Origin of the sequence: Streptomyces huasconensis (assembly GCF_021028635.1) — a bacterium.
In the GTDB taxonomy this organism is placed as follows: Bacteria; Actinomycetota; Actinomycetes; order Streptomycetales; family Streptomycetaceae; genus Streptomyces; species Streptomyces huasconensis.
The window spans coordinates 5,945,378-5,959,708 of sequence record NZ_CP086119.1; the positions used below are offsets into that span (position 1 = coordinate 5,945,378).

Genomic DNA, 14,331 nt, shown 5'->3' on the forward strand with positions numbered 1-14,331 from the left:
CGACGGCTCAGGCAGCAACCGAAGGCTCAGGCAGTAACGAAGGCTCAGTCAGTAACCGACCGGGTCAAGCTCGGACCAGACGGTCCGGCGGGCCCCTCTGCGCGGCGAGGTGAGCTCCTCATGACCGCACCAACCCCCAAACCGTCCGTGAGCGAACGCGAGGCCCGGCAGGTCGCCGAGGCCGCCCGCGAGCAGGACTGGCGCAAGCCGAGCTTCGCCAAGGAACTGTTCCTCGGGCGCTTCCGGCTCGATCTGATCCACCCGCACCCCATGCCCCCGCCCGAGGACGCCCTGCGCGGCGAGGAGTTCCTCGCCAAGCTCCGCGCGTTCTGCGAGACGAAGATCGACTCGGCCCGCATCGAGCGCGAGGCGCGCATCCCCGACGAGACCATCAAGGGCCTCAAGGAACTCGGCGCCCTCGGCATGAAGATCGACACGAAGTACGGCGGGCTCGGCCTCACGCAGGTGTACTACAACAAGGCCCTCGCCCTCGTCGGCTCCGCGAGCCCCGCGATCGGCGCCCTGCTCTCCGCCCACCAGTCGATCGGCGTACCGCAGCCGCTGAAGATCTTCGGCACGCAGGAGCAGAAGGACGCCTTCCTGCCGCGCTGCGCCACCACCGACATCACCGCCTTCCTGCTGACCGAGCCGGACGTCGGCTCGGACCCGGCGCGCCTCGCCACCACGGCCGTGCCCGACGGCGACCACTACGTCCTGGACGGCGTGAAGCTGTGGACCACCAACGGCGTCGTCGCGGACCTGCTCGTCGTGATGGCCCGCGTGCCGAAGTCCGAGGGCCACAAGGGCGGCATCACGGCCTTCGTCGTCGAGGCGGACTCCGAGGGCGTCACCGTCGAGAACCGCAACGCGTTCATGGGCCTGCGCGGCCTGGAGAACGGCGTGACCCGCTTCCACCAGGTACGGGTCCCGGCCGCGAACCGCATCGGCCCGGAGGGCGCGGGGCTGAAGATCGCCCTCACCACCCTCAACACCGGGCGGCTCTCCCTGCCCGCCATGTGCGTCGGCGCGGGCAAGTGGTGCCTGAAGATCGCCCGGGAGTGGTCGGGCGCCCGTGAGCAGTGGGGCAAGCCGGTCGCGCACCACGAGGCGGTCGGCGCGAAGATCTCCTTCATCGCGGCGACGACGTTCGCGCTCGAAGCCGTACTCGACCTCTCCTCGCAGATGGCCGACGAGGACCGCAACGACATCCGCATCGAGGCCGCGCTCGCCAAGCTGTACGGCTCCGAGATGGCCTGGCTGATGGCCGACGAACTGGTCCAGATCCGCGGCGGCCGCGGCTTCGAGACCGCCGAGTCCCTCGCGGCCCGCGGCGAGCGCGCCGTCCCCGCCGAGCAGATCCTGCGCGACCTGCGCATCAACCGCATCTTCGAGGGCTCCACGGAGATCATGCACCTGCTGATCGCCCGCGAGGCCGTCGACGCCCACCTGAAGGTCGCCGGCGACCTCATCGACCCCGACAAGACCCTCTCCGACAAGGCGAGGGCGGGCGCGCGGGCCGGCGGCTTCTACGCCCGCTGGCTGCCGAAACTCGTGGCGGGCCCCGGCCAACTCCCGCGCTCGTACGCCGAATTCCACCCGCCCGGCCACGCGGACCTCTCCGGCCACCTGCGGTACGTCGAGCGCGGCGCCCGCAAGCTGGCCCGCTCCACCTTCTACGCCATGTCGCGCTGGCAGGGGAAGATGGAGACCAAGCAGGGCTTCCTCGGCCGCGTCGTCGACATCGGAGCCGAACTCTTCGCGATGAGCGCGGCCTGCGTACGCGCCGAACTCCTGCGCACCACCGAGGACCACGGCCGCGAGGCGTACCAGCTGGCCGACGTCTTCTGCCGCCAGTCCCGCATCCGCGTGGAGGAACTCTTCGCCCGGCTGTGGACCAACACCGACGACCTGGACCGCAAGGTGGTCAAGGGCGTCCTCTCCGGCACCTACACCTGGCTCGAAGAGGGGATCATCGACCCCTCCGGCGAGGGCGCCTGGATCGCGGAAGCGGCACCGGGCCCCTCCAAACGCGACAACGTCCACCGCCCCATTCGCTGAACAAGTCACCACGCCACGCATTCCGCCCGCCCGAAACCGGTCCGTTTGCCCGGGACTTGCAACCCGCCCCCAACGAGCGGACCGGCCGGGGAATCAGGAGGGCGCGAGCGCCTGGCGGCGAGGGATCACGGCTGCTCACGGCTGCCTCTTCCCCCTCGACGTCCAGGTCGAAGAGCCTCCACGCTGGACGCCGAGGACAGCCGGGACGGGCGGCGCCGCAAGCAACAGTGACCCGCGCCGAACGCCGCGTACGCCACATCGGGGCCCGCGGGGTCCGGGCGGAGAGGTTGTGCGGCCACAATGGGGGGCATGAGCGACAGCCCATCCCCCCTCGCCGACCCGCATCTCGTCTTCGACCCCGTCTCCACCACGGACGGGGACGGACCGCGGGACATCGTCATCCTCGGGTCCACGGGTTCGATCGGCACCCAGGCCATCGACCTCGTCCTGCGCAACCCCGACCGCTTCCGCGTCACCGCGCTCTCCGCCGCGGGCGGCCGCGTCGGCCTCCTCGCCGAGCAGGCACGCCGGCTGCGGGTGCGGACCGTCGCGGTCGCCCGCGAGGACGTCGTACCGGCGCTGCGCGAAGCCCTCCAGGGGCAGTACGAGGCGGGGGAGCCGCTCCCCGAGATCCTGGCCGGACCCGACGCCGCGACGCAGCTCGCCGCCTCCGCCTGCCACACGGTCCTCAACGGCATCACGGGCTCCATCGGCCTCGCGCCGACGCTCGCCGCCCTGGAAGCGGGCCGCACCCTCGCGCTCGCCAACAAGGAATCGCTGATCGTCGGCGGCCCGCTCGTCAAGGCGATCGCCAAGCCCGGCCAGATCATCCCGGTCGACTCCGAGCACGCGGCCCTCTTCCAGGCGCTCGCCGCCGGCACCCGCGCCGACGTACGCAAACTCGTCGTCACCGCCTCGGGAGGTCCCTTCCGCGGACGTACGAAGGCCGATCTCGCGCACGTCACCCCCGAGGACGCGCTCGCGCACCCCACCTGGGCCATGGGTCCGGTGATCACCGTCAACAGCGCGACGCTGGTCAACAAGGGCCTCGAGGTCATCGAGGCGCACCTCCTCTACGACATCCCCTTCGACCGCATCGAGGTCGTCGTCCACCCGCAGTCGTACGTGCACTCCATGGTGGAGTTCACCGACGGCTCGACCCTCGCCCAGGCGACCCCGCCGGACATGCGCGGCCCGATCGCCATCGGCATCGGCTGGCCCGAGCGGGTGCCCGACGCGGCGCCCGCCTTCGACTGGACGAAGGCGTCGAGCTGGGAGTTCTTCCCGCTGGACGACGACGCGTTCCCGTCCGTGGGACTGGCCCGGCACGTCGGACGGCTCGCGGGCACGGCCCCGGCGGTGTTCAATGCCGCCAACGAGGAATGCGTCGACGCGTTCCTCAAGGGCGCGCTGCCCTTCAACGGCATCATGGAGACGGTGACGAAGGTCGTGGACGAGCACGGCACGCCCCCGGGGGGAACCTCCCTCACCGTCGCGGACGTCCTCGAGGCGGAGACCTGGGCGCGCGCCCGGGCACGTGAACTGGCAGCACAGACGACCGCGGAGGCTCGTGCATGACGACCTTGATGATGATCCTCGGGATAGTCGTCTTCGTGATCGGGCTGCTCTTCTCGATCGCCTGGCACGAGCTGGGGCACCTGTCGACCGCCAAGATGTTCGGCATCCGCGTGCCGCAGTACATGGTCGGCTTCGGCCCGACCCTGTTCTCGCGCAAGAAGGGCGACACCGAGTACGGCATCAAGGCCATCCCCCTCGGCGGCTACATCCGCATGATCGGCATGTTCCCGCCGGGCGCGGACGGCCGCATAGAGGCCCGCTCGACGTCCCCCTGGCGCGGCATGATCGAGGACGCCCGCTCGGCGGCCTTCGAGGAGCTGGAGCCCGGCGACGAGACCCGCCTCTTCTACACGCGCAAGCCGTGGAAGCGCGTGATCGTGATGTTCGCGGGCCCCTTCATGAACCTGGTCCTCGCCGTGGCGATCTTCCTCGGCGTGATGATGACGTTCGGCATCAGCAGCCAGACGACCCAGGTCAGCAAGGTCTCGGACTGCGTCATCCAGCAGAGCGAGAACCGCACCAAGTGCGAGAAGGGCGACAAGGCCGCGCCCGCCAAGGCGGCCGGCCTGAAGCCGGGCGACAAGATCGTCGCCTTCCAGGGGCAGGCCGTCGACGACTGGTCCACGCTCCAGTCGAAGATCCGCGAGACCATCGGCCCGGCCACCCTCACGGTCGAGCGCGACGGCAAGCGGCTCGACCTGCACGCCGACCTCATCAAGAACCAGGTCACCAAGACCGACGGCGAGGGCGCGTACGTCGAGGGCAAGTACGTCTACGCCGGCTTCCTCGGCTTCACCCCCGCCACCGGCATCGTCCAGCAGTCCTTCGGCCAGTCCGTGGAGCGCATGGGCGACATGATGGAGAACGGCGTCGAGTCGATCATCGCCCTGCCGTCCAAGATCCCGGACCTGTGGGACGCGGCCTTCGGCGACGGCGAGCGCAAGCAGGACTCGCCCATGGGCGTGGTGGGCGCCGCCCGCGTCGGCGGGGACGTGTTCACCCTGGACATCCCGCCGCAGAACCAGATCGCGATGATGCTGTTCCTCATCGCGGGCTTCAACCTCTCGCTCTTCCTCTTCAACATGCTGCCGCTGCTCCCGCTGGATGGCGGCCACATCGCGGGCGCCCTGTGGGAGTCCGTGCGCCGCAACACGGCGAAGGTCCTGCGCCGCCCCGACCCGGGGCCCTTCGACGTGGCGAAGCTGATGCCGGTCGCCTATGTGGTGGCGGGGATCTTCATCTGCTTCACGCTCCTGGTGCTCATCGCGGACGTCGTGAACCCGGTGAGAATCTCCTGACGCGGCGAGGCTCGCGGCGGCCCGGCACGGCAGGTGCCGGGCCGCCCTCCATCGAGTGGTGTCGGGGACGTGATGTGCCCGGGCCCCACGAGGTGCCGTAATCTCGGAGCCTGGAGCCCGCTGATCCCGGGGCCTCGATCCACGCTCTTCGATCCACACTCCTGTGACCACACTCTTGTGATCCACACTCTTGGGGATGCTCGCCAGATGACTGCCGTATCGCTCGGAATTCCGTCCGTTCCGACCAAGCTCGCCGACCGACGGGTCAGCCGCAAGATCCAGGTCGGTTCGGTGGCCGTGGGCGGGGACGCACCGGTGTCGGTGCAGTCGATGACGACGACGCGGACGTCCGACATCGGCGCCACGCTCCAGCAGATCGCGGAGCTGACGGCCTCGGGCTGCCAGATCGTACGAGTCGCCTGTCCGACGCAGGATGACGCCGACGCGCTGGCGACGATCGCCCGGAAGTCGCAGATCCCGGTCATCGCGGACATCCACTTCCAGCCGAAGTACGTCTTCGCGGCGATCGACGCCGGGTGCGCGGCGGTCCGGGTGAACCCGGGCAACATCAAGCAGTTCGACGACAAGGTCAAGGAGATCGCGAAGGCCGCCAAGGACGCGGGCACGCCGATCCGGATCGGCGTCAACGCGGGCTCCCTGGACGCGCGCCTGCTGAAGAAGTACGGCAAGGCCACGCCGGAGGCCCTGGTCGAGTCGGCGCTGTGGGAGGCGTCGCTCTTCGAGGAGCACGACTTCCGGGACATCAAGATCTCGGTGAAGCACAACGACCCGGTGGTCATGGTGCAGGCCTACCGTCAGCTGGCCGCGGCCTGCGACTACCCGCTGCACCTGGGTGTCACCGAGGCCGGACCCGCCTTCCAGGGCACGATCAAGTCGGCGGTCGCCTTCGGCGCGCTGCTCTCCGAGGGCATCGGCGACACGATCCGGGTGTCCCTGTCGGCGCCGCCGGCCGAGGAGATCAAGGTCGGCATCCAGATCCTGGAGTCCCTCAACCTGCGTCAGCGCCGCCTGGAGATCGTCTCCTGCCCGTCCTGCGGCCGCGCCCAGGTCGACGTCTACAAGCTGGCGGAAGAGGTCACCGCGGGCCTGGAGGGCATGGAGGTGCCGCTGCGCGTCGCCGTCATGGGCTGCGTCGTCAACGGCCCCGGCGAAGCCCGCGAGGCCGACCTCGGCGTCGCCTCCGGCAACGGCAAGGGCCAGATCTTCGTCAAGGGCGAGGTCATCAAGACCGTCCCCGAGTCGAAGATCGTGGAAACCCTCATCGACGAGGCGATGAAGATCGCCGAACAGATGGAGAAGGACGGCGTGGCCTCCGGCGAGCCGACGATCTCGGTAGCGGGCTGACCCCGGGCCCGCCCGGAGGCTCCCCTTTCCCGACGCCTTGCCGAACGCCCTGAGGCCGGCCCCGAGGATGCTCCGGGGGCCGGCCTTCACGTATGGCGCGGGGCCTGTTCCCACGTACGTACGACCCGGCTTCCGGGGCCACGGATGACGGAGCGCCGACCGGCCGGCCTCCACGAACAGCCCCGGGGCCCCCACCGACGCCCCGAGCCGCCCCCACCAAGGCCCCCGAAGGCACCCCCCGCACAACCCGCCCACGCCAGGTACAGTGCGGAGATCAGCAGACCGTATGGTGAGGCCCCCGCACGTGTTGACTCAGACCACCACCCGGGTCCTCGAACCGAGTGACCTCGACGCCGCGATGGCCGTGCTCGACCGCGAGCCGGTCGCGAACGCCTTTGTGACCGCTCGTGTCCAGGTGGCCGGTCTCGACCCGTGGCGGCTCGGCGGCGAGATGTGGGGCTGGTACGAGGGCGGCATGCTGGAGTCCCTCTGCTACGCGGGCGCCAACCTCGTCCCCATCTGCGCCACCCCGCGGGCCGTGCGCGGCTTCGCCGACCGCGCCCGCCGGGCCGGCCGCCGCTGCTCCTCCATCGTCGGGCCCGCGACCGCCACAGCCGAGCTGTGGCGGCTCCTCGAACCGTCCTGGGGCCCCGCCCGCGAGGTCCGCACCCGCCAGCCCCTGATGGTCACCGACCGGCTGCCGGACGGCATCACCCCCGATCCGTACGTCCGCCGCGTCCGCAAGGACGAGATGGACACGATCATGCCGGCGTGCGTGGCGATGTTCACCGAGGAGGTCGGCATCTCCCCGATGGCCGGCGACGGCGGCCTCCTCTACCAGGCCCGGGTCGCCGAACTCGTCGGCGCGGGCCGCTCCTTCGCCCGCCTCGACGACGACGGCAAGGTCGTCTTCAAGGCCGAGATCGGCGCCGCCACCCCCCGGGCCTGCCAGGTCCAGGGCGTCTGGGTGGCCCCCGAGTACCGCGGCCGCGGCCTCGCCGCCCCCGGCATGGCCGCCGTCCTGCGCTACGCCCTCGCGGACGTCGCCCCCGTGGTCAGCCTGTACGTGAACGACTACAACACCGCGGCCCGGGCGGCGTACCGACGCGTGGGGTTCAAGGAAGTCGGCGCGTTCATGAGCGTCCTGTTCTGACGCCCGGCACCGGCCGCCGCCCGGCCCGCCGTCCCACCAGAGCGCCCTGTTCAGAAGCGCGGCGGCGCCAAGTAGGGTCGCCCCATGACTGACGACGTCGTGATCGGGCCCCTCGACCTCGCCGCGCGGGTGGACGAAGCGCTGGACGTCCAGGCCCACGCCTTCGGGCTGAGCGACGAAGAGGTGGCCGTGCGGCGCCAGATCGTCCTGCGCCACCTCACCTACCCCGGGGCCCGCTCGTTCGGCGCGACCACCCCCGACGACCGGCTCGTCGGCTTCGTCTACGGCATGCCCAACGACCGCCGCCACTGGTGGTCGACAGTCGTCGAGCCCTACCTCCGCGGCCGGCAGCTGGACGGCTGGCTCGACGACTCCTTCGTCATCACCGAGCTGCACGTCCACCCCGGCCACCAGAACCGCGGCATCGGCCGCTCACTGATCACCACCATCACCGAGGGCGTCGCCGAGCCCCGCTCGATCCTCTCCGCGATCGACGTCGAGAGCCTGGCCCGCGGCCTGTACCGCTCCCTCGGCTACACCGACCTGGCGCGCCGCGTCCTGTTCCCCAGCGCCGCCAAGCCGTACGCCGTGATGGGCGCCCCGCTGCCGCTGCCGCGCCGGGGCTGAACCGGGAACCGATTTCCGCCCGCGCCTGCGCCCCGGCTAACCTCCTAGCCAAACCCTTCCCCGAGCTCCCGGCCCCGCCCGGGCAGAGGGGGACCTTCTTGTAGCAGGAGTTCATCATGGCCCAGGTCCAGCGCATGTCCCGGTTGATGGTCAAGACACTGCGCGACGACCCCGCGGACGCCGAGACGCTCAACCACAAGCTCCTCGTCCGGGCCGGCTACGTCCGCCGCACCGCCGCCGGCATCTGGACCTGGCTGCCGCTCGGCAAGAAGGTCTACGAGAACATCGCCCGCGTCGTCCGCGAGGAGATGGACGCCATCGGCGGCCAGGAGGTGCTGCTCCCGGCCCTCCTCCCCAAGGAGCCCTACGAGGCCTCCGGCCGCTACGAGGAGTACGGCGACCTGCTCTTCCGCCTCAAGGACCGCAAGGGCGCCGACTACCTCCTCGGCCCCACCCACGAGGAGATCTTCACCCAGGTCGTCAAGGACCAGTGCTCGTCCTACAAGGACCTGCCGGTGATCCTCTACCAGATCCAGACCAAGTACCGCGACGAGGCCCGCCCGCGCGCCGGTGTGCTGCGCGGCCGCGAGTTCCAGATGAAGGACTCGTACTCCTTCGACACCACGGACGAGGGCCTCGCCGAGTCGTACGCCCTGCACCGCGGCGCCTACCAGCGCATCTTCGAGCGCCTCGGCCTCGACTACCGCATCGTGTCCGCCGTCGCGGGCGCCATGGGCGGCTCCAAGTCCGAGGAGTTCCTGGCCCCGGCCCCGGCCGGCGAGGACACCTTCGTGGACTGCCCGGCGTGCGACTATGCCGCCAACACCGAGGCCGTGACCTTCGCGCTCGCCCCGGTCGACGGCTCGGCGCACGGCCCCGTCGAGGAGCTGGACACCCCCGACACCCCGACCATCGAGACGCTCGCCGAGCACCTCGGCGTCCCGGCCTCCGCGACCCTGAAGAACCTGCTGGTCAAGGTCGACGGCGAGATCGTGGCCGTCGGCGTCCCCGGCGACCGCGAGGTCGACCTCGGCAAGCTCGGCGAGCACCTGGCCCCGGCCGAGGTCGAGCTGGTCACCGCCGAGGACTTCGAGGGCCGCGAGGACCTCGTACGCGGCTACGTCGGCCCGCAGGGCCTGGAGAAGGTCCGCTACATCGCCGACCCCCGCGTCGCCCCCGGCACCGCCTGGATCACGGGCGCCAACAAGCAGGACAAGCACGCCAAGAACGTCGTCTGCGGCCGTGACTTCGAGGTCGACGACTACCTGGACGTCGTCGTGGTCGAGGAGGGCGACCCGTGCCCCTCCTGCGGCACCGGCCTCAAGCTGGACCGCGCGATCGAGATCGGCCACATCTTCCAGCTCGGCCGCAAGTACGCCGACACCTTCCAGCTCGACGTCCTCGGCCAGCAGGGCAAGCCGGTCCGCGTGACCATGGGCTCGTACGGCATCGGCGTCTCCCGCGCGGTGGCGGCCCTCGCCGAGCAGACCGCCGACGACAAGGGCCTGTGCTGGCCCAAGGAGGTCGCCCCCGCCGATGTCCACGTGGTCGCCGCGGGCAAGGCGCTCCAGACGGAGCTGGCCCTGGAAGTCGCGGAGAAGCTGGGCGCCGCGGGCGCGCGCGTCCTCGTGGACGACCGGGCCGGGGTCTCCCCGGGCGTGAAGTTCACCGACGCGGAGCTGATCGGCGTCCCCCAGATCCTGGTCGCGGGCCGCCGCTCCGCCGAGGGCGTCGTAGAACTGAAGGACCGCCGCACGGGCGAACGCGAAGAACTGACGGTGGAAGAGGCCATCACCCGCCTCACCTCCTGACGCCCTCGTTCCCCGCGCCCTGAAAGGGGCGACCCCGAAGGGGCGCGGGGAACTGCGCGATCAGCCACATACGGCCCGCACTTCCCGACGCACCGCCCAGACCCCGCGCCCGAAGGGGGCGCGGGGAACTGCGCGACCAGCCACGCACGGCCCGCAGATCCCCCGAAGCGCAACGACCCACGGCGGCGGCCCACCCCACCGCCACCCCTCAGAGCCAGCCCGCGAACTCCAACAACAGCTCCGCATCCTGCTCACGCCCCACACGAAGCGCCCGCACCCCGGACTCGACCGCCCGGAACAGCGTCCATCCCCGCAGCCGCTCCTGATCGACCTCCAAGGACTCCGCCAGCTTCTTCACGCGCCGCCGCGTGATCGACGCCCCGGACGGCGAGGCGATCAGGTCCTCCACGCGATCCCGCACCAGCCGCGCCAGATCGAACGCGGGGTCGCCCGCCACCGGGTCGGGCCCCACGGCCAGCCACGGCACCCGGTCCCCGGCGAGAACCTTGCTCTGCCGGAAGGTGCCGTGCAGCAGCCGCGGCTCCACCTCCGCCGCGAGCAACTCCTCCCGCGCCGCGAGCGCCGCGGAGACCAGCGGCGCGACATCCGCGTCCGCGTCGGCGGAACCCCGCATCGCCTCGGCCTGCCGCTCCGTCCGCTCGGCGACCGTCTCGAAACGGTGCCCGGCGGGCGGCTCCACCCACAGCCGCCGCAGCGTCCCCGCGGCTTCGAGCAGCGCCTTGGCCTCCGGCAGCGACCGCACGGACACATCACGGTGCAGCCGCTCGAGAAGCAGAGCCCCGTCCGCGCACTCGGGGTCGAGCAGCCGGGCGGCGCCCAGACCGTTCCAGTGCGCGAGGGCGGCCCGCTCGCTCTCCGGCCGGGACCGCGGCGGCACGAGCTTGAGCACGGCAGGCGTGCCGTCGGCCCGCACCACCATCAGGACGAGGCTGCTGCGCCCGCCGGGCACGTGGACCCGCTCGACGGTCAACCCGCGCGCCGCGACGGCCTCTTCGACCGCCTCCGGCAGCCGGTCCAGCCAGCCGTCGCCGTCCTGCGCCGTCTCGGCGAGTGCGGTGACGAGGCGCCGCGGCGGTTCGAAAGCCATGCGCGAGATGTTCCCTTCCTGAGCTGCTGAGCTGCTGAGCGCGTCACGCCTTGGGCGTCGTCGGCGTGGACGCGGGTTTCGTCCGCTCGGCGAGCCCAGGGAAGGCTACGCTCCCGCCCCGCCACCGCGCCGCCCGGACCGCCGCCTCCCGCAGCGCGCGGGCCGCGCCGCTGCGCCGGTCGCCCGAAGAGGCGCGTACGAGATCGGAGTAGACCCCGGCGATCCGGTCCTCCAGCTCGGCGGCGAGCCGGACGGCGGCTTCGGTGTCCGGCACCGGGAAGGGCAGCGCGTAGGCCGCGTCGGCGGGCTGCGGCTCGCCGCCGAGGTCGCGCACGGCGCGCCGCAGCTCGTCGCGGCGGGCGCGGTGCGCGTCGTAGGCGGTGCGCGCCTCGTCCCTGCGCTTCTCGCCGACCCGGCCGCCGACGACGCCGTAGCCGTACACCGCCGCGTGCTCGGCGCTCAGGGCCGCCTGGACCGCCTTCAGCTCGTCGTCCCCGGCGTCCCCGGTGTCTCCCGCGTCCCCGGCGGCCATGACGTCCTTGGAGTCGCTCACTTGTCCCCCTCCGTCAGCAGATACGCGTGCGCCGCCCCCGCCGCGGCCACCGAGGCCAGCAGCCTGGCTTCCGCGGGCGGGGCGTCGACCAGGGCCGCTCCCCGCCGGTCCGCCAGTTCCCGCTCGGCCTTGGCGAGGCCGCTCACGGCCTTCTCGGGGTCGGACGGGACAGAGGGTGACGCCGACGCCGATGGCGCGGCGGCCCCGCGGCCCGAGGCCGACGGCGACGCGGAGGCCGGAGCGCGGCCCTCCGCGAACGCCTCCGCGTGGCGCTTCACCTCCGCCCGCAGCGGCCCGAGCCGCCCGGCGAGCGAGGGGTGGGCGGCGAGCACGGCGTCGTACCGCCCCAGCAGTTCCGCGCTGTCGTCGGCGGCCCGGGCACGCAGGCGGCGCGCGGCGGAGGCCTGGCCGTCGGCGCCGGAGCCGGCGGTACAGCCCGTGAGCAGCGCCGCGGACGCGACGCCGGCGGCCCCGGCGAGCAGACTCCTGCGGCCCGGTCCCGGCCGGTGCGGGGGAGCGGTGAGATACGACGGCACGGCGGACGTCCTCGGAAAGGTTGGCCAGAAGGCGCGAGCGAGAAGGAAGAAGTGGGGCGCGGGCCCTGTGATCACCGTACCTTCGGACGGTCTCCGTACGGGTGAGCGGCTCGGGATGAAGGGGCGCGGGGCCCGGCACGTGGGCGCAACACCTCTGGGGACCGGATACCCTTTGACCTGACACAGACTTGCAACGCACCCACAACAGCACACGCGGCCGAGGAGTCACCCGGATGAGCACCACCCAGAGCGAGAGGCTGCGGCAACTACTGGAACCGCTCGTCAGCTCCCAGGACCTGGATCTCGAAGAGATCGAAGTGGCCTCGGTCGGACGCAAGCGAGTGCTGAGAGTCGTCATCGACTCCGACGACGGCGTGGATCTGGACCAGATCGCGGAAGTGAGCCGCCTGCTCTCCGCGAAGCTCGACGAGACCGACGCGATGGGCGAAGGGGAGTACGACCTGGAGGTCGGGTCCCCCGGCGCCGAGCGCGCGCTGACCGAGCACCGTCACTACGTGCGTGCCGTGGACCGCCTGGTGAAGTTCCAGCTCACCGAGGGCGGCGAGCTGACCGCCCGCATCCTCGTGGTGGACGACGAGGGCCTCGACCTCGAAGTGCCCGGCGTGAAGGGCCGCAAGCCCACCTCCCGCCGCCTTGCCTTCGGCGAGATCGACAAGGCGCGTGTGCAGGTCGAGTTCAACCGCAAGGACAAGAAGGAAGAGGAGGCGTAGTCGTGGACATCGACATGAGTGCCCTGCGGGGTCTGGTGCGGGAGAAGGAGATCTCCTTCGACCTGCTCGTCGAGGCGATCGAGTCGGCCCTCCTCATCGCCTACCACCGCACCGAGGGAAGCTTCCGTCGTGCCCGTGTGAAGCTGGACCGCGAGAGCGGCCACGTCACGGTGTGGGCGACGGAGGACCCGGCGGACCTGGAAGAGGGCCAGGAGCCCAAGGAGTTCGACGACACTCCGTCCGACTTCGGCCGCATCGCCGCCACGACCGCCAAGCAGGTCATCCTGCAGCGGCTGCGCGACGCCCAGGACGACGCGACGCTCGGTGAGTACGCCGGGCGCGAGGGCGACATCGTCACCGGCGTGGTCCAGCAGGGCCGCGACCCGAAGAACGTCCTGGTCGACATCGGCAAGCTGGAGGCCATCCTGCCGGTGCAGGAGCAGGTCCCGGGCGAGGAGTACCCCCACGGGATGCGCCTTCGTTCGTACGTCGTCCGGGTGGCGAAGGGTGTCCGCGGCCCGTCCGTCACGCTCTCGCGCACCCACCCGAACCTGGTGAAGAAGCTCTTCGCGCTGGAGGTGCCCGAGATCGCCGACGGCTCCGTCGAAATCTCGGCCATCGCCCGCGAGGCCGGCCACCGCACCAAGATCGCCGTGCGCTCGACGCGCTCGGGGCTCAACCCCAAGGGCGCCTGCATCGGCCCCATGGGCAGCCGCGTGCGCAACGTCATGGCCGAGCTGAACGGCGAGAAGATCGACATCGTCGACTGGTCGGACGACCCGGCGGACATGGTCGCCCACGCGCTCTCCCCGGCCCGTGTCAGCAAGGTCGAGATCGTCGACCTCGCCGCCCGCTCGGCCCGGGTGACCGTGCCGGACTACCAGCTCTCGCTGGCCATCGGCAAGGAGGGGCAGAATGCCCGCCTGGCCGCTCGGCTGACGGGCTGGCGCATCGACATCAGGCCCGACACCGAGCAGCCCGAGCAGTAGACCGGGGCACCGTCGCGGCCCTCTTCGGACCAGCTCCGGAGGCGGCCGCGGGAATAAATCCGGGCGATCACCGCTTGGATCACGACAGTATGTGGCGAGTAGCCGTTCGATTTTTGCCCGACAGGGGTGAGGTCGGTACGGGGAGGTAGACTTAAGCGTGTCTGGCCGGACGCATGCCCGCGCACGCCCTGAGCGCACCTGTGTGGGGTGCCGGGAGCGAGCGGCCAAGAGTGATCTGCTGCGCATCGTGGCGATCGAGGGCGATTGCGTCCCCGACCCAAGCGGTACGCTGCCCGGCCGGGGTGCGTACGTGCACCCCGCCCCGGTCTGTCTGGACCTGGCGGTCCGCCGCCGGGCGTTTCCCAGGGCCTTCCGAGCCCAGGGACCGTTCGGCACCGAGGCGCTGTGCCGAGTCGTCGAGACAGTTGCCGAGCAGGCAACACCGTAAGACGTGGTCGCACGGAACCCCGTGCGGCCTTGGTATTCCGCGAGTTGGAAGTAGGTCGAGATTGCGATGAGCACTC

Annotated in this window: 13 protein-coding genes; 10 read left to right on the forward strand and 3 right to left on the reverse strand. The window is 71.4% G+C overall.

What is annotated here, in order from left to right:
* The first annotated feature begins 120 nt into the window (after positions 1-120).
* From J2N69_RS27145 to J2N69_RS27175, 7 genes are all read left to right on the forward strand, one after another.
* Positions 121-2,058: an acyl-CoA dehydrogenase family protein gene (locus J2N69_RS27145; RefSeq protein ID WP_230903042.1), complete on the forward strand. Its 1,938-nt coding sequence runs from the start codon at positions 121-123 to the stop codon at positions 2,056-2,058.
* Between the two features lie 309 nt (positions 2,059-2,367).
* Positions 2,368-3,636: a 1-deoxy-D-xylulose-5-phosphate reductoisomerase gene (gene dxr, locus J2N69_RS27150; RefSeq protein ID WP_230903043.1), complete on the forward strand. Its 1,269-nt coding sequence runs from the start codon at positions 2,368-2,370 to the stop codon at positions 3,634-3,636.
* The gene (locus J2N69_RS27155) at positions 3,633-4,934 is read left to right on the forward strand and encodes a M50 family metallopeptidase (RefSeq protein ID WP_127912790.1); all 1,302 of its coding nucleotides are present in this window, start codon (positions 3,633-3,635) and stop codon (positions 4,932-4,934) included. The genes dxr and J2N69_RS27155 overlap by 4 nt, the downstream gene beginning before the upstream one ends.
* 207 nt (positions 4,935-5,141) lie before the next feature.
* A complete protein-coding gene (ispG, locus tag J2N69_RS27160) occupies positions 5,142-6,299 on the forward strand; it encodes a flavodoxin-dependent (E)-4-hydroxy-3-methylbut-2-enyl-diphosphate synthase (RefSeq protein WP_127912791.1) in 1,158 nt (385 codons plus the stop codon).
* Between the two features lie 304 nt (positions 6,300-6,603).
* Positions 6,604-7,452 carry a GNAT family N-acetyltransferase gene (locus tag J2N69_RS27165; protein WP_230903044.1) on the forward strand — a complete coding sequence of 283 codons (849 nt, stop codon included), beginning with the start codon at positions 6,604-6,606 and terminating at the stop codon, positions 7,450-7,452.
* An 84-nt stretch (positions 7,453-7,536) separates the two neighbouring features.
* Positions 7,537-8,079, forward strand: coding sequence for a GNAT family N-acetyltransferase (locus J2N69_RS27170; RefSeq protein ID WP_230903045.1), 543 nt, complete (start codon positions 7,537-7,539; stop codon positions 8,077-8,079).
* Positions 8,080-8,195: 116 nt separating this feature from the next.
* On the forward strand, positions 8,196-9,890 hold the full coding sequence (locus tag J2N69_RS27175) for a proline--tRNA ligase (protein WP_230903046.1): 1,695 nt from the start codon (positions 8,196-8,198) through the stop codon (positions 9,888-9,890).
* Between the two features lie 208 nt (positions 9,891-10,098).
* Here the strand turns inward: J2N69_RS27175 and J2N69_RS27180 are convergent, their stop codons facing one another.
* Genes J2N69_RS27180 through J2N69_RS27190 form a run of 3 tightly spaced genes read right to left on the reverse strand, consistent with a single transcriptional unit; the run spans position 10,099 to position 12,087 of the window.
* Entirely contained in the window at positions 10,099-10,998 is a 900-nt protein-coding gene (locus J2N69_RS27180) for an aminoglycoside phosphotransferase family protein (RefSeq protein WP_230903047.1), read from the reverse strand.
* Positions 10,999-11,041: 43 nt separating this feature from the next.
* Positions 11,042-11,530, reverse strand: coding sequence for a ferritin-like domain-containing protein (locus J2N69_RS27185; RefSeq protein WP_230904892.1), 489 nt, complete (start codon positions 11,528-11,530; stop codon positions 11,042-11,044).
* A 17-nt stretch (positions 11,531-11,547) separates the two neighbouring features.
* Positions 11,548-12,087, reverse strand: a complete 540-nt coding sequence (locus J2N69_RS27190; protein WP_230903048.1) for a hypothetical protein — start codon at positions 12,085-12,087, stop codon at positions 11,548-11,550.
* Positions 12,088-12,320: 233 nt separating this feature from the next.
* Here J2N69_RS27190 and rimP point away from each other — a divergent pair, with 233 nt between their 5' ends.
* From rimP to J2N69_RS27205, 3 genes are all read left to right on the forward strand, one after another.
* Positions 12,321-12,818, forward strand: coding sequence for a ribosome maturation factor RimP (gene rimP / locus J2N69_RS27195; protein WP_127913227.1), 498 nt, complete (start codon positions 12,321-12,323; stop codon positions 12,816-12,818).
* Between the two features lie 2 nt (positions 12,819-12,820).
* Entirely contained in the window at positions 12,821-13,807 is a 987-nt protein-coding gene (gene nusA, locus J2N69_RS27200; protein WP_127913228.1) for a transcription termination factor NusA, read from the forward strand.
* A gap of 157 nt (positions 13,808-13,964) precedes the next feature.
* Positions 13,965-14,255 (forward strand): YlxR family protein, encoded by a 291-nt coding sequence (locus J2N69_RS27205; RefSeq protein WP_230903049.1) that lies wholly within the window; start codon positions 13,965-13,967, stop codon positions 14,253-14,255.
* The last annotated feature ends 76 nt before the right edge of the window (positions 14,256-14,331 follow it).

Coding starts and splice junctions, on each gene's coding strand:
- J2N69_RS27145 (WP_230903042.1), top strand. CDS start 121: ATGACCGCACCAACCCCCAAACCGTCCGTGAGCGAACGCGAGGCCCGG.
- dxr (WP_230903043.1), top strand. CDS start 2,368: ATGAGCGACAGCCCATCCCCCCTCGCCGACCCGCATCTCGTCTTCGAC.
- J2N69_RS27155 (WP_127912790.1), top strand. CDS start 3,633: ATGACGACCTTGATGATGATCCTCGGGATAGTCGTCTTCGTGATCGGG.
- ispG (WP_127912791.1), top strand. CDS start 5,142: ATGACTGCCGTATCGCTCGGAATTCCGTCCGTTCCGACCAAGCTCGCC.
- J2N69_RS27170 (WP_230903045.1), top strand. CDS start 7,537: ATGACTGACGACGTCGTGATCGGGCCCCTCGACCTCGCCGCGCGGGTG.
- J2N69_RS27175 (WP_230903046.1), top strand. CDS start 8,196: ATGGCCCAGGTCCAGCGCATGTCCCGGTTGATGGTCAAGACACTGCGC.
- J2N69_RS27180 (WP_230903047.1), bottom strand. CDS start 10,998: ATGGCTTTCGAACCGCCGCGGCGCCTCGTCACCGCACTCGCCGAGACG.
- J2N69_RS27185 (WP_230904892.1), bottom strand. CDS start 11,530: ATGGCCGCCGGGGACGCGGGAGACACCGGGGACGCCGGGGACGACGAG.
- rimP (WP_127913227.1), top strand. CDS start 12,321: ATGAGCACCACCCAGAGCGAGAGGCTGCGGCAACTACTGGAACCGCTC.